A 17,691-nucleotide genomic window follows, 5' to 3' on the forward strand; every position below is an offset into this window, starting at 1 on the left:
TCTCGTTGAAAGTTAATTAAAAAATGTATTTTATTCCTGCAATCACTATTGCAATGAACACTATCCATCTCACCCATTCCGATCCCTTCTTGATAGAAAGATTCGCTGCAAGCCAGGCACCTGTCATGTTGCCAAGAGCTAGTACAAACCCGTACAGAAAGTTCACCTTTCCGTTGAGTATAAAAATCACAAGCGCTATCAAGTTGTAAGATGCCACGATGAAAACTTTTATGGCGTTGGTTTTTACCAGTTCGTATCCAAGAAGTAGGGTGATAGCCGGCATGAGGAGGAATCCTACTCCTGCTTGTATGAAGCCGCCGTATACACCTATCAAAAAGAAAGCGATGTATATCAACATCCAATTTCTCTTTGTTTCTCTATCCTCCACCCATATTCTTGGTTTCCATATGAGAGATATCGCCATGATAAGGAATATCACACCCACGATTTTTTGAAGGAGATCTTTGTTTATTTGGACGGCTATGCTACTCCCCAATAGGGCCCCTCCAATAGCTGGTATGGACACAAGAAAAGCCTCATTCATTTTCAGCATCTTTTTGGCTTTGAACCTTTCAATGGCAACAAGGTTTTGTAAGATTATGGCGATTCTGTTTGTACCGTTTGCTACGTCAATACTAAGCCCCAATGCGGTGAGTATCGGAAGAGTGATCATCGATCCTCCGCCTGCCATTACGTTTAGAAAGCCTGCCAAGATACCTCCAAGAAAAGCAAAAAATAACATTCGTGGTCACCTCCAAATGCTTGAAATATCACAAAAAGATGATAACATGATGAAAAGAGGGGGGATGATTTTGGAAGTGTTGAAAGTTGTTAATCTGAAAAAATACTATGGCGAAGTGAAAGCGGTTGATGGGATCAGTTTTTCCGTGGAAAAAGGAACTGTGTTTTCATTTCTTGGCCCCAATGGTGCTGGAAAGACAACCACAGTGGAGATTCTAGAAGGGTTAAGAAAGAAAGATGAGGGAGAGATCTACTATTTCGGAAAAAGGAAAGAATTTTTGGATAACGATACTAAGAAGAAAATAGGGGTTTGCCTTCAGAAAAATTCATTTTTTGAAAACCTCACCGCGTGGGAAACTCTGAAACTTTTCAAAGGGCTTTACGGAAGAGGACTAGAACTTTCAGAAGTTGTTGATTTGTTTAGTCTAGAAGGGATAAGAAACAAGAGAGTGAAAAATCTCTCCGGCGGACAATTTCAAAGACTTGCTGTAGCGATCGCTTTTATCAATGATCCTGAGATCGTTTTTCTCGATGAACCTACCACAGGACTCGATCCTCAAGCGAGAAGACAAGTGTGGGAAGTGATCAAACATTTCAAAAATCGTGGCAAGACGATCTTTTTAACAACCCATTATATGGAAGAAGCAGAGAGACTTTCGGATTACGTGTGTATCATCGATCACGGCAAGATCATCGCCGAAGGGTCACCAGATCACTTGATAAACTCTTCAGGCCTGAAAACGGTTGTAGAGTTCGACAGCGAACAGAGCATCACGGTGGATTTTCTTGAAAAAAAAGGCAGTCATTACGTTGTTGAAACAGATAAACCGGAAGAGTTAATAAAAGATCTCATAAAGAGATGGGACGTTTCAAATATTATGATCAGGAAGCCTAATCTCGAAGACGTTTTTTTAAAACTCACAGGTAGGGATCTGAGAGAATGAGGCGATTGATCGTCTCCATTCTGAAGAACGATTATTTCAGAAACAAAGGCACTCTTTTTTGGAATTTCATCTTTCCGATTGTTCTATACTTAATTCTGGTTTCTATCTTCGGTGGCATGCCATCCAGTATGAATCTTAGAATAGGGATAGTTGGGGATAGCAAGATATTGAAAAGCGTTTTCGATAACCTACCATCGGGAATAAAAGTGATTGAAATCGAAGAACCTGAGAAAGCCCTGAAATATGGGAGAGTTGATGCATGTATTATCATACCTGAAAATTTTGATTCTTTGTTTTCACAAGCCCTCTTTCTTTCTAAAACAAAAGTGCGAGTTCCGGTCAGGATAACCGTCGCCTATGCAGCGGAAAGGCAAGAATCGATAGCCCTAGCCAACATTATTTCAAGTATTCTAGAATCTCTTGATTTACAGATTAGAAAACTCAAGGAAGTCAAGGTGGAATACAAAAAGAAGGAAAGGGAAAATATTAATTACTCACATTTCGTGTTTCCTGCCATTTTACTTGTAGGGATAATGTCCGTCGGCCTCTTCACGGTTCCCTATCAACTGGTACTTTACAAAGAACAAGGCATTTTGAAAAGACTCCTCGCATCTCCTTTGAGCAAATATGGATACCTAGTCGTTCTTATCGTTTGCGGGCTCTTTGCTATGACAATGACGTCTACCGGAATCATGGTCCTCGCACGGGTGGTTTACGGAGTTTCCCGTTTGAGTTTAAATTTTTTCGGCGGTGTACTTTTCTCTTTCCTAACTTTTCTGAGCATTTCTTTCCTCATGGTTTCTTTGTTCAAAAGTTTTTCCGCTCTTGGTGCGGCTTCGCAGGTTTTCAACCAAATTTTTATGTTCATGGGGGGATTCTACTTCGACGTGTCAAACGTTCCTTGGCCTTTGAAAGCTTTTGTTCTGGGGAATCCAGCCACGTATCTTGTGGACTATTTGAGGGGGAATCTTGGTTACAAGATGATCTATTCGAACCACCTTTTGGTTCCAGTCATATGGATTGCTGTTTCTCTGATCCTTTTCTTGTTTAGATGGAGGCAGGTGATGGTCGTTGAGTAAGTTTTTAGCTCTCTTTCTCGCTATGTGGAAACAAGCTTGGAGGGATAGAACAGCTACTTTTTTCGGAGTAGCTTTTCCTGTGTTGTTTCTTTTGATATTTGGTTTCATCTTCGGGGGTTCTGGAACTTCTGCGAAGACAGCTGTTGTAGTTGCTGACTACGAACCCTCAAGTTTTTCGGATTTCGGTGATGTCTTTTCGTCTCTCGAAGAAATAAAGGATTACTACCACGAGGTAGCTGTGATAAAGAGCGATAAAATAATCTTCATAAGAAACACAAGCGACGAATATTATTCATCTCTCCTCGATTCTTGGGAAATGTCTTTGAAAACCAGAGTGGAGAGACTCCTCAACAGATTGAATCCCGTTGTGATTGTGGAAAAGAAGGCTGTGGGAAGCTCTAAAGAGCTCACTCCGTTCGATTACACCCTCACTGGAGTTATAGCCATTTCCCTTCTTTCAATTGGCCTTTTTGGAACGGTAGAGGTGTTTTCACACTATCGTGAGAGAGGGTTCTTGAAAAGGTTAAAAGCAACACCAATTGGAAATTTTTCTTTCGTCTTTGGTTTGATATCAGCAAGAATGTTTTATGGTATCGTGAGTACGTCGATTATTCTAATACTTGGTGTTCTCATTTTCGACGTGCACTACTCCTTGAATGTACCTTTTTTTCTTCTTTCTGTGGTGAGCTCTGTTCTCTCCTTCATCGCGTTGGGAGCTTTTATTTCTCTCGTTTTTAAGAAATCAGAAATAGCTTCAGAAGTCGCCGTCATAATCTTTACAATAATGATGTTCTTAGCAGGTGTATATTTCCCTGTTTCCTTCCTTCCTCGCTATCTGAAATTTGTCTCTTACTTTCTTCCTGTAAAGTACGGTGTGGAACTTATCAGATATTCCATGGGTTTTGAAATATTCCCATTCTCTCAGTATCTTTTCACAACTTCTGTGATGTTTCTACTCGGACTTGCATTCGTATTTTATACATCTATTCTCGTTTTTAGAGAAGAAGATTAAACATTCCATTTGACAATTTCAGAGAGATCTTTTCTCACTCTCTCGGTGTTCTCTATTTTTCTATGTTTTTCTGAAAGAATGGCTTCATCGCCCAGAAATCCAATGGCGATAAGTGTTATAAGGATATAGTCTTCTGGTATATTCAATATGTTTTTAACTTTTACAGGATCGTATCCAGCAACAGGGTGTGCTACAAATCCCATTTGAGTTGCTTGAATGAGCAAGTTCCCAACCGCTAAACCCGTATCAAACAAAAAGTATTCTCTTCTGTCAGATAGTTCACAGTCGAGTTTTCTTTGTGAATAAACCGCTACCAGAACGGGTGCGTTTTTCATCCAGTAATTTCCACTAGGTAAAGTCTCGTGTATTTTTGAAAGAACATTCTCATCATCCACAACCACAAAACGCCATGGTTGATTGTTCATACACGATGGAGCAAGGTGTGCGGCTTTAATGAGTATCTCTAGCTCCTCTCTTGGTATTTTGTCCCTTTTCAAGGCTCTCCTTGCTCTTCTCCATTCTATGTATTTGTTGAGGGACAGGTCTTCTTTTATCATATTTAAGAGTTCTCTTTTTACCTCTTCTACATGACCTTCAACTTTGACCTTTCTCCATTCTCTTCTAACAAATCCCCATCTGTCGAGGATGAACGTAGACCGTATTGTTTTTTGCCCTTCTTGAACATCGAACATCGAATGGAGTGTTCCCTCTGAATCTGAAAGGAAAGTGATTTTCAAATTGTGTTTCTCCTTGAAATTTTTCAGAACTTTTATACTGTCCTTAGAAACACCCACAATTTGTGTCTCTTCAAACTGCTCATTAGAAAAATCTATCGCTTCTTTGGTACACCCACTTGTACCGGCTTTTGGAAAGAAATATAGGATCGTGTACTTTCCATAGAGATCTGTGTGTGTAAACTTCTTCCCTTCTTCCGTCAGAAGTTCAAAGGGTTTCACTCTCATACTTTCCCTCCTAGCTAAGCTAAAACTAATTCTCAACGATCATTGTACCATAAAAGAACCCCGCATTGAGCGGGGTGATTCATCTTCTTATAGCCGTTGAGCTGTAGAATTGTCTCTTTGGGTATTCGATTTCTCTTCTTTCTTTGTTAAACGCTGATACAGGAACAAGATAACCTACTATCCTCATGTATTCATCTACTTTCGGTTTTCCACAAACAGGACATCTATTTCCGTAGAACGCATGATTTTGTTCACATACACTGATCTTTGTGTTGAAAGCAAAGTACATTACTCCCATGTCTGCTATCATTTTCACCATGTTGAACGATTCCTCTTCAGTTTTGAACGGTTCTCCAAGATTTATATGTAATATGGCACCACCGCTCACTTTCTTATCCCATTTTCCAGAGTATCTGATTCTGTTTAAAACGTCTGTGTTTGCAGCTAGAGGTATCCACTGATTGGAGTAAATCTCGAAAGGCTGTCTTTTTCCGAATATGAACCTATCTTTGAGAGCGAGTGTTACTGCGGCCTTTTCTGCGGGAACCTGTTCTATGTTGAATGTGAATCCGTACTCTTCGTATCCTTTTTCTGCTTCTTCCCTTATGAGTTCCAACATGGTATCCACGAACTTTTCACCTTCTTCTGTATACTTTAGTCCATCGACGTCTTCTTCTGTCATATCCATTATGGAAGCACTCTCCCAAACTCCTGTAATTCCTATCGTACCGTATTGCCTGTTCAACAACATGAGTTCATTTTCGTAAAGGGGTAGAAGCCCCTCAGAAATTCTTTCTTTTATGATCTCTCTAACCGCTGAAAGTGCTTTCTTTACGAGCTGTACTCTATGTTTCAAAATGTGGACGAATCTTTCTTTATCACCATTGCTTTCTAACGCTATCCTTGGTAAGTTTATTGTTATAACTTTGAACGAACCTATATTCAAATCTGAACCACCTATGGAGTTCATTCTCCCTTTCAGTTTTGTATCTTCTTCATTTGAAAGTGAGAACTTTTTCAACGTCCGAGTGGAGGAAGTAAGTCTGCAACACGAGGCAACCGCATCGATTGAATCGGAAATGTACCAATTTGTATCTTGCCATTTCATATTGATTCTGTTTATGAAGCGGGCGCTATCTTCGTCCAAAAATTTTCCATCTTTGTAAAGCAAACTTGCAGTGAGAACGGGGAAGGTGAACATCTGCCTTTCTCTTTCTTTAGAAACCCATTCCCAGTAGTGTTTTTGAAGTCTTATTATGTCTTCCACGTGGTCGGTTATTAAGGTGCCATCGGGATAGTACTCTCCATCGAAAATGGCCTTTATGTAATTCCTATCGAGATAAGTGAAATTTGTGTAAGGAGATTGTGTTGTTCTGATGGGTTGGTTGAGTGAATATGTGAGTATTTGAAAGTGCTGTTCTATATACCAGTTGAGCTTTTCAGGAGGAATGATACCTTCCTCTAAATCCTTTTTAATGTAATACCACATCCACACAAAAAAGTCTGGTAATCCAACTGCACCGGAGCTTTGATTGGATGCAAACATTACGAATTGGATTACATGTTGTATAAATGTAGAAAGGTGTTTGGCGGGTTCTGATTTTATGGTCTTTATGAAAGGAAGTCCTCTCTCAACAATCGGTTTCAAAGTGTAAGCGAAACAATAAGGCATGAGAGCAGCGTGGTGTCTATCATGAAGGTAAATAGCACCGTTTATCTGAGACTCAATGAATTCATCGGCATATTCTTTTCCGAACATTTCTTTCATCTTCTGCCAGATTCTATAAAGTGAATACAGATAAGTGTGAGGCTTGGAAATCTCAATGAAGTAAGTACTTATATTGGTTACCCTCACATTTGCGTTGGTATCGATGGTGGATTCTATGATACCCCTTTTTACGAATTCTTCCGTGAACTTTACCACATCGAGTTGATCCCCTAGGCCGTCCAATTGAAACATTTCGTGACCGTATTTGGAAATAAGACTGTTCAGCAAATTTTCGAAATCATTCTCAAATGAATATCGAACTATCACGATGCTCCCTCCTTTTGATAACGTTTACCATCTTTTCAAAAGTTTCTCTGTCAATATGAAGTTGGTTCTTAGAGGCTGGAAAACCATCCTGATGATACTTGTGAAGATACCTTCCGAGAACGAATTCATCAACGTATTGAACGTATTCTAGTAGTCTCTCCCTCACAATGTCTTTTGGTGTTCTCCAACTGAAAAGAAGAATCACAAGTCTGGATCCGTACTTTTCTTTGAAATGTTTTGATAGGAGAAGAACATCTTTTCGGTTGTTTGGTGCCAAAGGCTCTCCCCCAAGCAGTGCCAAAGAGACTTTTGGAAAGTGTGTCAAGAGATTGGATATCTTCTCATTGATTATTTTTAGCGTCTTTTCTGGATCTCTCTTGTACTCTTCAGAAACAAGCCATGTCTCTGGGTTATGACACATGTAGCACTTTGGTTCGGCATCGCACCCTTGAAAGTAGACAGATACCCCAAGGAGATCTGGATGATCTCTGAATGTACCGATTCTGTTTATGTACAATGGGAAAACCCCCTCTCTCGATGAGTTCCAACAAGATTATACCACAATATATTGTGGTACTATGAGTTACATATCAATAAATTGTTGATGGAGATTCTAAAACACTGGAAGAGTATGTTAATGTTTTTCACCATTTTTCATAATGTATTCTTTCGGGTTTGAATCTGTCCTCTGGTTCAGGATGCTCGGCTGGATATCCCACAGGGACAAGAGCGAACGGTATAACGTGTTCTGGTATTTCGAGAAGTTTTCTGAAGTTTTTCACTCTTTCTTTATTGGGATACACACCACACCAGACGGTACCGATACCAAGCTCTGCTGCTCTCAAAAGCAGATTTTCCACTGCGGCGGAACAATCTTGTACCCAGAAACCTTTACATTCTTCAAGGGTGGGATCCCCACAAACAAGAATCACAACGGGAGCTTCTGCAGCCATTTTCGCATACGGATGGAGTTCCGCTATTTTCCTTTTTGTCCTCTCGTCACGAATCACAACAAAGTGCCATGGTTGTTGATTGCACGCGGATGGCGCATGCATAGCTGCTCGTATCAACTCGATTACTAATTCGTCAGGGACATCCTTTTTCTGGTATTTTCTGATACTTCTTCTTTTGTAAATGATACTCATCATGTTCACCCCCGGTATAATTTTAAGTATGAAGTTGAACGAGCTTTACAAAAAGTTAAAATCGATTCACGGTTCCGTTGGTAAATGGTGGCCTGGAACGCCCGAAGAGATAGTGATAACAGCCATTCTAACCCAGAATACAAACTGGAAAAACGTTGAGCGTGCTATGAACAACGTAAAAAAGCGAATCAATGAAAACAATATTCTGAAAGAGTTGAACTCCATGCCCGTTGAAGAGATCGCTGATCTCATAAAACCTGCTGGTTTTTTCAATGTGAAAGCGAATAGATTGAAGTCACTATTAGAATTTTTGAAAAGTTACGATTACAATTTGGGTCTCCTCGAAAAGGTGCCAACAAATATTTTACGAGAATCACTGCTGAAAATAAAAGGCATCGGCAAAGAAACAGCCGATGCCATTTTGTTGTATGCATTGGAAAAGCCTGTTTTCGTTGTTGACAGCTATACAAAGAGAATTCTAGAAAGAATTTTCAACATAAAGATTTGTGATTACGACGAGATCCAGCAACTTTTTATGACGTACTATCCTCCCAATACCTCTTTGTATCAGGAACTGCACGGACTTATTGTGGAACACGCCAAAAAGTTCTGTACAAAAAACCCAAAGTGTGACAAATGTCCTTTAAACGGAGATTGTTATTTTTCACAGATGAATCGGTCTACCTGACACGCCTTCCAAAGCTCCAAGTATGGTTTCAGACAGAGTGGGGTGAGGATGTATAGCTTTTTCGAGATCTTTTGCTTTCATTCTGTATTTTACAGCAATGACTCCTTCCATGATCATATCAGTCGCGTATGGTGAAACGATACTCATTCCAAGAAGAACACCACTTTTCTTTTCTGCTATGATTTTCACGAATCCGATGTTTTCCAACATTGTCCTTGCCCTTCCATTTGCGGAAACAGGAAATTTAGAGATCACTACATCTTCAGGTTTCACATTCTTTTCCTTTAAACCAACAGATGCTATCTCTGGCGAAGAAAAGATGATGTTGGGTACGGCGGAATAATCCATTTCGTTTTCTACCCCTGCGATATTTTCCGCAGCCACGATTCCCTCATACATGGCTACGTGTGCAAGCATGATATCTCCTCTGATATCTCCTATCGCGTAAACATTTTCTATGTTTGTTCTCATCTTTTTGTCTGTCACCACTCCTCTGTCTATCTTAATGCCAAGTGCTTTCACATCTTCAGGGATGTTTGGTTGTCTTCCAGTTGCAAGGAGAACACGTTCCGCTTTTAAGGACTCTCCTGTTTCGAGAAGTATTTCAAAGCCATCTTCAAATTTTTTTAGAGAAGAGATCTTTGTCTTTTCAAGAATTTTCACACCTCTTCTTTTCAAAGACTTTTTCACCTCTTCTGCAACGTCTGAATCTTCGTAAGGGAGAATGTGGTCTGCTATCTCTACGATCGTTACGTCCACGTCAAAGCTGCTGAAAAATGTCGCAAATTCTATTCCGATAACTCCTCCACCAACTATAACAATTGACTTGGGAAATTCTTTCATCTTGAAAACATCATCACTCGTCCAAACTCCTTCCGTTTCAAAAGGAGGGAACACTGATGGAACAGATCCGTGTGCCAAAACAAGATTTTTGGTCTCCAATTTCTCACCTGTTTCTTTCAAAACAACGGTGTTCCTATTTTCTATTATCCCCGTTCCTTTGTAAACATCTATACCGTTCTTTTTCATAAGATACTCTATTCCTTTTCTGGAGAGCATTACACTTTTTTCAACATGCTTCATTATACTGGAAACATCATAGTCGATTCCTGTGATTCTCAAACCGTACTTCAATGCTTTTTCCTTTATTTCGATCATCAAATGTGAAACCGTGAGCATCGCTTTTGTGGGAATACATCCCTTATTTGTGCATGTTCCTCCAAGAGCTTCCTTTTCCACTAAGGCGACCTTCTTGCCGAGTTGTGCTAACTTTATTCCACAGACGTATCCTCCGGGTCCTCCACCTATGATGACAGCGTCGTACATATCGTTCCCTCCTAAAAAATCCCCTCCCAACTGGGAGGGGAGGTGTTATTTTCCAAGGAACTCCATGGCGATTTCGTAAGCTCTCAAACTGTACATTAACGCAGGACCTCCTCCCATACAAACAGCGACCTTTATCACGTCTAAAATTTCTTCTTCTGTTGCCCCGGCTTTCACAGCAGCTTCTGTATGCCAAATTATGCAGGGTTCACATCTTACTGCGATAGCTATTCCAAGTGAGATAAGTTCTTTTGTTTTTGTGTCGAGAGTTTTTGGGCTTTCAGCTGCGTGAACATATTCTGCAAATTTACCGATTTCAGAAGCTTTTCCGATCAACTCTTGAAGCTGTTTTCTGATTTCTTCGAGTTTTTCCTTGCTCGCCATTTGTAACACCTCCCAATTTGAGAAAATTGTCACTAGATGTTATAAAACCATTTCCGCAGCCTTCGCCAACGGGTAGACTGTCGGCGCTGCAGTGAGAAGCGGGTGAGTGCCTATTTGCATTGTGAAGAGATCGTTTGCTGTTATTCCTTTTTGAATTCCAAGGCTAAGTATATTTACAATTTCTCCTACACTCTTTCCACCGCATACCTGTGCTCCAAGAAGTATTTTGCTGTCTTCAGAGAATATAAGTTTCACGATGAGCTTAGTGGTATCCTCAAACTTTCCAGGGTGCCTATCTGGCGCTTCTGCTTTACCGACGATAATCTCGAATCCTTCTTCTTTTGCTACCCTCTCGGTTATTCCTACAGAACCAAATGCTTTGCTCCCAATTACCGTCGAATAGGCGTTCAACGATCCTTTGTTCGTTCTGATTACCTTCAATCCGTACAAGTTCGAGGCGGCTATTCTTGCATCGAAAACAGCAGCAGAAGCGAGCATGAGTCTGGAGGGTTTTCCAGTCAAGAAATCTTTGTGTTGTACGCAGTCTCCCGCTGCAAAAACATCGGTTGCCGATGTTCTCATGTACTCGTCGGTTTCTATGAATCCGAGGTCTGTGACTTTCAACCCAAGTTTGTTTGCAAGTTCAGAATTTGGCTTGTAACCTGTCGCCAGTACAACCACATCTGCAGGAATAGTTTCTTCGTTGTCCAATTTCACTCCTTCAACTTTTGTTGAACCGAGTATTTCCACAATTTTTCTTCCTGTCAGAACTTTCAGATTCTCCGCTTCTATTTCTTGTCTTGCTAGCTCCCCAAAGTCGGGATCGAAAGAGATAGGGAGAAGACTATCCATGATCTCTACCAAGGTAACATTCTTCCCCGTCTTTTTCAGTTCGTCTGCAACTTCCACTCCTATGAATCCTCCACCAACGATCACCACGTTTTTTGCTTCTTTAACTTTTTCAAAGAGCTTTTTCAAGTAGTCGGCGGTTTTTGGAACTGTGAAGACACCTTCTAAATCAACACCAGGGATCTTCGGAATTCTTGGGGAAGATCCTGTTGCTATGATCAATTTGTCGTAGTAAACCTCTTTCCCATCTTTCGTAGTGATTTTTTTCTGATCAGTATCGCCGCCTACAACCTCGTCTATCATAAGATCTATTCCAGCACTTTTGAAACGTTCTTCTATTCCCATGTAATCCTTTTCAACACCTCCAAGGGTATAGAATATGTAAGGAATTCCACATGGTACCATCTCTTTTTCTGTTCTCTTCACCACGAGAATTTTTTTGTCTTTATAGAACCTCTTGGCGGTGAACGCAGCGACGAGACCAGCTGGCCCGCCTCCTACAATTACTACATCGTACTTCATACTTTCACCTCCTAAAGAGAAAAAATTCACAATCCCATTGTAATTCTACCACTTTAAAGATTCAATTTCAACAATATAAGTAGAAAAATGTGCTCCAATAGTCTCAGAATTCATCTTTCAAGCTTCTTCTCATGAGGTCTCTCATAGACTGGATTGGCGACTTTCTTTCATAGACAATGTGGTAAACTTCTTCGGAAATGGGCATTTCCAGTTTTAACTCTTTTGCGATTTTCAGAACAGCTTTCACTGTGAAAGCACCTTCTACAACTTGATGGGAACTCTCTAGAAGTTTCAAAGGTTCAAAACCCTTCGCTATCAGTTCACCGAATCGTCTATTTCTGCTGTATCTGCTGTTACAAGTAACCATCAGATCACCTATTCCAGCGAGTCCCATAAACGTAGTTTGTTTTGCTCCAAAGTGGATGCCGAATTTTGCAATTTCATATATCCCTCGTGTTTCAAGAGCCGCTTTTGCGTTATCCCATCCCCCAAGACCATCAAGAATACCCGCTGCTATTGCTATGACGTTTTTCAGAGCTCCGGCAATTTCCACACCTACTACGTCGGTGCAAGTGTAAACCCTAAAATAATCGTTAGAAATCCTCTTTTGAAGTTCCTTTGCGTTTGCTCCAGCGAGTGTGACAGCTGTAGGGAGTTTCCTTGCCACTTCTTCAGCATGAGAGGGTCCTGAGAGAACCGCGTACGGACAATTCAGCGTATCTTTGACAATTTCGGAAATTCTTTTCCCTGTGTTAATCTCTATCCCTTTTGAAAGATTCAAAACCATCTTTGGCTTTCTTGGGAGTTTCAAAAGTATTTCTCTAACATGTTGAACAGGAAGAGCTATTACGAGGATATCTGAACTGCTAAGGTTGTTCAATTTGTTTGTTGCTTCAACTGAGACTTTCATTCCTTCGGTATAAGGACTCGTGTGCGAAGAGTTAATGTAGTCAGCGACTTCTTTTCTTCTTGCCCAAAGGATCACGTTTTCCCCGTTGTCTTTCAACATCTGGGCGAAAACGGTTCCCCAACTTCCAGCACCAAGAACAAAGAATCTCACCTTTAAACCCCCTTTTTTACTAAATTATACGTTCTGAAGGTTTGAGGGAAATGTTTTGAAAATTTTTTTGAGTGTGGTATGATTAAAAACGTATTAATTCATGTTACGAAAAAAGGAGGGAATCTTCATGGAAGTGAATCTTGGGATAAAAAACATAGAAGACTACAGAAAGGTGATTGGAGAGAAAGTGGACGAGATCAAGGAACTTGCAAAACCTCTGAAGGGAGTGAAAATACTCCATGTGAATGCGACAGCATACGGTGGTGGTGTTGCAGAAATACTTCACAATCTCGTTCCTCTCATGAGATCTGTAGGGTTGGATGCAAAATGGAGGGTTTTGGAAGCACCGGATGGGTTCTTCAATGTTACTAAGAAGTTTCACAATACTCTCCAGGGAGCGGACGTAGAAATTTCAGAAGAAGAATGGGATCTTTATGATCGAGTTTGTAAAGCTAACTCGAAATTGATAAAAGATGAAGAAATAGTTGTCATCCACGATCCGCAACCTGCTGCGGTGAGAAACTACGTGGGCGGAGTAGATAAAAAGTGGGTTTGGAGGTGCCATATAGATCTTTCAACGCCGAACTTGGAGGTTTGGAAGAGGTTTTCACGTTATCTTACAGGATACGATAGACTCGTTTTCCATTTGAAAGAGTATTTCCCGAAAGGTTGGGAAGAAAAAAGTACGGCATTTCCTCCGAGTATAGACCCATTGAGTGAAAAAAACTGTGAATTGGACGAACAGTTTATAAAGAAGACACTTGAAAGATTCGAGATAGATCCCAATAAGCCTCTCATAACGGTTGTGGCAAGGTTTGATCCATGGAAAGATCTCTTCAGTGCGATAGACGTTTATAGGTTGGTGAAAAAAGATATACCTGAGGTCCAGCTTGCAATCGTTTCGGCCATGGCCACGGACGACCCAGAAGGATGGATTTTCTTCGAAAAAGTGCTTAGATACACTGGTATGGATGATGATGTAAAATTCTGCACGAATCTTAAAGGTGTTGGTAACAAGGAAGTAAACGCTATCCAAAGATCGGCAACAGTAGCTCTTCACACGGCGACAAGGGAGGGTTTTGGACTTGTGATAAGTGAAGCACTTTACAAAAAAGTTCCAGTTGTCGCTAGACCGGTCGGGGGCGTTAAAATTCAGGTAAAACATGGAGAGAACGGATACCTTGCATGGACGAAAGAGGAGTTAGCAGATTACGTGAAGAAACTTTTGAAAGATGAAAGATTGAGAAAGGAACTGGGAGAGAATGGTAAGAAAACGGTAGTGGATAATTTTATCATCACCGTTCACTTGGAGAACTACCTTAGAATGTTTTTAGAAATCATGAGGTGATATCTTGCCATCTCATCTACTGAGAAAGGAAAACAAAGTCAAGGTACTTGAATATGTTTTCGACCACAGTAGAGTCACAAGAGACCAACTCGTGAGTAAAGTAGGGGTTGCTCACAGTACCCTCAGTTATATTGTGCGGGAATTGGCAGAAGAAGGGTTCTTGATCATTGAGGAGATCAAAACGAAAAGAGGAAGACCGTATCAAATGTTGAGGATAAATCCCAAAAGATTCTCGTTGATCGGTGTGAAAGTTGGGCGAGAAGAAGTACGTGGAACTCTTTTTGATGCCTCACTGAATCCGTTGAGGAAGTATGCTAGAAGAATATTTTCTACGATGAGAAACAAAGATGGATACACCGCTGCTCTGAAAGAAGTGGTTCAGCATTTGATCGCTGATGATGTGCTGGGGGTAGGTGTTTGTTCTTCGGGAATAGTTGAGGAAAGCGAGGTTGTGGTGTCCCATCTTATGGGTGTGAAAAACTGGGATGTGAGGGAAGTTTTAAAAGAAGTGAATAATCTCATTCTCATGAATGATGTAGATGTTTTATGTTATCAAATTTCTCAAGGGATGAACTCAGATTTTCTCGTTGTTAGTTATGGAACGGGAATAGGGGCAAGTTTTTGGAGTAACGGAAAAGTTCACCACGTGGAACTCGGACATACCATCGTTTCTTCCGAAGGAAAATGTTATTGTGGGCAAACAGGATGTCTGGAATATCATTCCTCAGAATACGCTGTCTTGAAGTCATATTTAAATACAGACATAGATTTCCAGGATTTTGTGGAAAATGAGGAGGAAAAATATCGAAAAATCATTGAAAGCTTGAGGAAAACTGCTAGAGAAGATTTCGAATCCGTTAAGAGGCATTATGAGAAGGCATTTCAAAGTTTCTCCATTGTTTTAGGGAACGTTTTGATGATGTTGAGACCGGCAAAAGTGTTTTTCGTTGGAGAAGGTTTGGTTAACGAAGATATGGTGAAGCTTCTCGAAAAGTATGTAAGAAAACGATTCATTTCTGAATTCATAGGGGATGTGGAATTTACTATGGCGGACCTTGATTGGATGCTCGGTGCGGCTCGGGCAGTAGTAAAACATTATCTTTTTTCTATTGTGGAATGACAACTCCCGGCGTTTGCCGGGAGTGTTTTTAATACGCGTAGAGTCTACCGTACGGTCTATGAGTGTAAGGTTTCAAAAGAACGAACTCTTCACTCAAAACTTCTTCAAGATCGTAATCGAAGAGTTTACAAAATTCTTCTATGTAAGGTCTAACACGTCCCATGTCTTCCTCGGTAGGTTCGAAAATTTTCACTTCTTTTCCTAGTTTGTGCTCTTCTATTGTCCCTCGTAGAAATATCTCTCCACCGTGCATACCCGTTCCCACGTAGTTTCCAGCAATGCTACCATCTTCATCTCTTTCGAGTCCGAGAACTATTAAAAGCCCACCTGCCATGTACTCTCCAAGAAAATCTCGAGCGAATCCACCTACTACTATTACAGGATAGTTCTCCCTGTAAGCCTTCATGTGTATTCCCACTCGATACCCCACGTTTCTCTTCACGTATATGTGTCCGCCCCTCATAGCGTATCCGATGATGTCTCCTCCGTGTCCGTGAATAACAATTCTTCCATTGTTCATTGTGTTTCCTACTCCATCTTGGGCATTTCCATTCACAACAATTTCTGGACCATCCATGAAAACCCCCAAATCGTTTCCTGGAACTCCGTTTATCTCTATTTTCACCTTTTTTCTCATTCCTGCTCCGATGTACCTTTGACCACAAACGTTATCGATTATTACCTCCGTTTCCCCATTTTCCACACTTTCCCATATGATATCATTGAGTTTTTTGTAGTGGACTCCTTTCGCATCTATTCTAACCATATTTTTACTTCCCCCTCCAACATTTTCTTCCTGAACTCCTTTGGTAAATAGACAAGGCCGAAATTCTCATCGAGGAGTTTGTCTTTAAAAGAAGATACATCAAGTTTTTGAAGGATGAGGCCTGTGTAGATTCCCGCTCTGTCTATATCGTTGACGAGCACAGCTCCAACAAGTCTGTCACCTTTCAGTACCATCTTTTTGTAAGTGTTTTCGTCTTCATAAGTAAGGACTTCGTACTCTTCTCCTTCTACATTGGTATGCCCAACAGAAATGGTAGGAATACCTGCAAGTTCGACAGAGTTCATCGGTATTCCACCAGGGTATCTCACATTTCCTCCTGCCATGTTGTATCCCGCTACTCTTCCTTGTGCAACTGCTACAGGCCAAATTGCAATAGTTTTCCTTTGACCGTCTATTAAATCGTAAAATTCAGTACAATCTCCTGCTGCGTAGATGTCTTTCACATTCGTTTCCATCTTTTCGTTGACGACTATTCCTCTGTTTATTTCTATACCTGAGCTTTTCAAAAAATCCACGTTTGGTCTCACACCGATCGCGATTATTAAAAGTTTTGTTGGTATTTCCTTGCCGCTTTTCAGAATGACGGAAGAGATTTTATCGTTGCCTTTTACAGATTCGATAGTATCGTTCGTTATAACATCACATCCCACTTTTTTCAAGGCGTTCATGATAATTTCGGAGGCTTTCCTATCAAATGTTACGGAGAGAATTCTGTCTGCTAGCTCAACAATAGTAACTTTCACTCCGAGTTCCATCAACGCTTCTGTTGTCTTAAGTCCTATCAAACCTCCTCCAAGTACGATCGCCTCTTTAATATTGTTTTCTTTTATGTACTTTTCCACCTTTTCCTCATCTTCCCAGGTGGTAAAAGTGAATATACCTTCCTTTCCCTCAAGACCCTCTATTTTTGGAACAAACGGTTTCCCGCCGACAGCAAGAAGCAGCTTATCGTACGCGAATTCCTGCCCATCTTGTGTTACAACAATTTTTTTCTCCGGGACAACCTTCTTTACTCTTGTGGCGGGTTTTATATCAACACCCAAATCCCTTAAAAATTCCTCAGTTCTGTAATACATTTTTTCTTCCGTTACCTTTCTACCTAGAAGATAAGTTATGAGAGGTCTTGAATAACCAACATACTTTTCGGCGGTGATGAGAAGTATCTCGCTGTCTTTATCGAGTTCTCTAATCGCTTCTATCGCGTTCAGCCCGGCAGGTCCTGATCCTACTATTACATATCTCATCATTCTCTCACCTCAACCAACACAAGTGCCTCATTTGGGCATCCCTCAACACAAGCAGGATTTCCTCTGTCAGTACACAAATCGCACTTTGAAGCAACTTTTTTCTTTTTTGTATCTCTTCTAACAGCACCAAACGGGCAAGCCATCACGCACATCCAACATCCCACACATTTTTCTTGATTCACCTTTATAGCCCCAGTTTGCTTATCTCTGTACATCGCTCCCGTCATACAAGCTTTCAAACACGAAGGGTCGTCACAGTTTCTACACTGAAGAGCGAAGGTAATGTAGTCGTGTTCTTCAACGATCACGTTTGGCTCTGGAAGGTCGGGGATATATCTGTAAACCTTTATGAGATTCTCCGTTCCCACTTGTGCGGCCACACAATTTATTTCACAGAGTTTACACCCCATACAATATTCTTCTCTGATGAGTATTCTTTTCATTA

Annotated in this window: 18 protein-coding genes; 6 read left to right on the plus strand and 12 right to left on the minus strand. The window is 40.7% G+C overall.

Annotation, left to right across the window (positions count from 1 at the left end):
• Positions 1–16: 16 nt before the first annotated feature.
• A complete protein-coding gene (locus AS005_RS05015) occupies positions 17–742 on the minus strand; it encodes a sulfite exporter TauE/SafE family protein (RefSeq protein ID WP_101510616.1) in 726 nt (241 codons plus the stop codon).
• A gap of 64 nt (positions 743–806) precedes the next feature.
• Here AS005_RS05015 and AS005_RS05020 point away from each other — a divergent pair, with 64 nt between their 5' ends.
• The 3 genes from AS005_RS05020 to AS005_RS05030 are packed head-to-tail and all read left to right on the plus strand — an operon-like array spanning position 807 to position 3,776.
• Positions 807–1,685 carry an ABC transporter ATP-binding protein gene (locus AS005_RS05020; RefSeq protein WP_233186250.1) on the plus strand — a complete coding sequence of 293 codons (879 nt, stop codon included), beginning with the start codon at positions 807–809 and terminating at the stop codon, positions 1,683–1,685.
• Positions 1,682–2,764: an ABC transporter permease gene (locus tag AS005_RS05025; protein WP_101510617.1), complete on the plus strand. Its 1,083-nt coding sequence runs from the start codon at positions 1,682–1,684 to the stop codon at positions 2,762–2,764. Before AS005_RS05020 ends, AS005_RS05025 begins: the two co-directional genes overlap by 4 nt.
• A complete protein-coding gene (locus AS005_RS05030) occupies positions 2,757–3,776 on the plus strand; it encodes an ABC transporter permease (protein ID WP_101510618.1) in 1,020 nt (339 codons plus the stop codon). The genes AS005_RS05025 and AS005_RS05030 overlap by 8 nt, the downstream gene beginning before the upstream one ends.
• On the opposite strand, the gene AS005_RS05035 is transcribed toward AS005_RS05030, so the two are convergent.
• The 4 genes from AS005_RS05035 to AS005_RS05050 all read right to left on the minus strand — a co-directional run bounded on the left by AS005_RS05035 (position 3,773) and on the right by AS005_RS05050 (position 7,918).
• Positions 3,773–4,738 carry a nitroreductase family protein gene (locus tag AS005_RS05035; RefSeq protein ID WP_101510619.1) on the minus strand — a complete coding sequence of 322 codons (966 nt, stop codon included), beginning with the start codon at positions 4,736–4,738 and terminating at the stop codon, positions 3,773–3,775. The genes AS005_RS05030 and AS005_RS05035 overlap by 4 nt on opposite strands.
• A 79-nt stretch (positions 4,739–4,817) precedes the next feature.
• Entirely contained in the window at positions 4,818–6,773 is a 1,956-nt protein-coding gene (locus AS005_RS05040) for an anaerobic ribonucleoside-triphosphate reductase (RefSeq protein WP_101510620.1), read from the minus strand.
• Positions 6,751–7,290, minus strand: coding sequence for a 4Fe-4S cluster-binding domain-containing protein (locus AS005_RS05045; protein ID WP_101510621.1), 540 nt, complete (start codon positions 7,288–7,290; stop codon positions 6,751–6,753). The genes AS005_RS05040 and AS005_RS05045 overlap by 23 nt, the downstream gene beginning before the upstream one ends.
• Before the next feature lie 127 nt (positions 7,291–7,417).
• On the minus strand, positions 7,418–7,918 hold the full coding sequence (locus AS005_RS05050) for a nitroreductase family protein (RefSeq protein ID WP_101510622.1): 501 nt from the start codon (positions 7,916–7,918) through the stop codon (positions 7,418–7,420).
• 28 nt (positions 7,919–7,946) lie between these two features.
• Between AS005_RS05050 and AS005_RS05055 the strand changes: the two genes are divergently transcribed.
• Complete coding sequence (locus tag AS005_RS05055) at positions 7,947–8,606, plus strand: endonuclease III domain-containing protein (protein WP_101510999.1); 660 nt, start codon at positions 7,947–7,949, stop codon at positions 8,604–8,606.
• Here AS005_RS05055 and lpdA read toward each other — a convergent pair.
• The 4 genes from lpdA to AS005_RS05075 all read right to left on the minus strand — a co-directional run bounded on the left by lpdA (position 8,583) and on the right by AS005_RS05075 (position 12,744).
• Positions 8,583–9,932 (minus strand): dihydrolipoyl dehydrogenase, encoded by a 1,350-nt coding sequence (gene lpdA, locus AS005_RS05060; protein WP_101510623.1) that lies wholly within the window; start codon positions 9,930–9,932, stop codon positions 8,583–8,585. The two genes, AS005_RS05055 and lpdA, sit on opposite strands and share 24 nt — an antisense overlap.
• Before the next feature lie 45 nt (positions 9,933–9,977).
• Positions 9,978–10,313 carry a carboxymuconolactone decarboxylase family protein gene (locus AS005_RS05065; protein WP_101510624.1) on the minus strand — a complete coding sequence of 112 codons (336 nt, stop codon included), beginning with the start codon at positions 10,311–10,313 and terminating at the stop codon, positions 9,978–9,980.
• Positions 10,314–10,352: 39 nt separating this feature from the next.
• Positions 10,353–11,684, minus strand: coding sequence for an FAD-dependent oxidoreductase (locus AS005_RS05070; protein ID WP_101510625.1), 1,332 nt, complete (start codon positions 11,682–11,684; stop codon positions 10,353–10,355).
• A gap of 103 nt (positions 11,685–11,787) precedes the next feature.
• Positions 11,788–12,744, minus strand: a complete 957-nt coding sequence (locus AS005_RS05075) for an NAD(P)H-dependent glycerol-3-phosphate dehydrogenase (protein WP_101510626.1) — start codon at positions 12,742–12,744, stop codon at positions 11,788–11,790.
• A gap of 127 nt (positions 12,745–12,871) precedes the next feature.
• On the opposite strand from AS005_RS05075, the gene AS005_RS05080 reads away from it, so the two are divergent.
• Both AS005_RS05080 and AS005_RS05085 read left to right on the plus strand, forming a co-directional pair.
• On the plus strand, positions 12,872–14,092 hold the full coding sequence (locus tag AS005_RS05080) for a glycosyltransferase (RefSeq protein WP_101510627.1): 1,221 nt from the start codon (positions 12,872–12,874) through the stop codon (positions 14,090–14,092).
• Positions 14,093–14,096: 4 nt separating this feature from the next.
• On the plus strand, positions 14,097–15,212 hold the full coding sequence (locus AS005_RS05085; RefSeq protein WP_101510628.1) for an ROK family transcriptional regulator: 1,116 nt from the start codon (positions 14,097–14,099) through the stop codon (positions 15,210–15,212).
• Positions 15,213–15,240: 28 nt separating this feature from the next.
• On the opposite strand, the gene AS005_RS05090 is transcribed toward AS005_RS05085, so the two are convergent.
• Genes AS005_RS05090 through AS005_RS05100 form a run of 3 tightly spaced genes read right to left on the minus strand, consistent with a single transcriptional unit; the run spans position 15,241 to position 17,689 of the window.
• Positions 15,241–15,978: a hypothetical protein gene (locus tag AS005_RS05090; protein ID WP_101510629.1), complete on the minus strand. Its 738-nt coding sequence runs from the start codon at positions 15,976–15,978 to the stop codon at positions 15,241–15,243.
• Entirely contained in the window at positions 15,966–17,246 is a 1,281-nt protein-coding gene (locus AS005_RS05095; protein WP_233186251.1) for an NAD(P)/FAD-dependent oxidoreductase, read from the minus strand. Before AS005_RS05095 ends, AS005_RS05090 begins: the two co-directional genes overlap by 13 nt.
• The gene (locus tag AS005_RS05100; protein WP_233186275.1) at positions 17,243–17,689 is read right to left on the minus strand and encodes a 4Fe-4S dicluster domain-containing protein; all 447 of its coding nucleotides are present in this window, start codon (positions 17,687–17,689) and stop codon (positions 17,243–17,245) included. The genes AS005_RS05095 and AS005_RS05100 overlap by 4 nt, the downstream gene beginning before the upstream one ends.
• Between the last annotated feature and the right edge of the window lie 2 nt (positions 17,690–17,691).

This window comes from Thermotoga sp. KOL6, from assembly GCF_002866025.1.
Classification (GTDB): domain Bacteria; phylum Thermotogota; class Thermotogae; order Thermotogales; family Thermotogaceae; genus Thermotoga.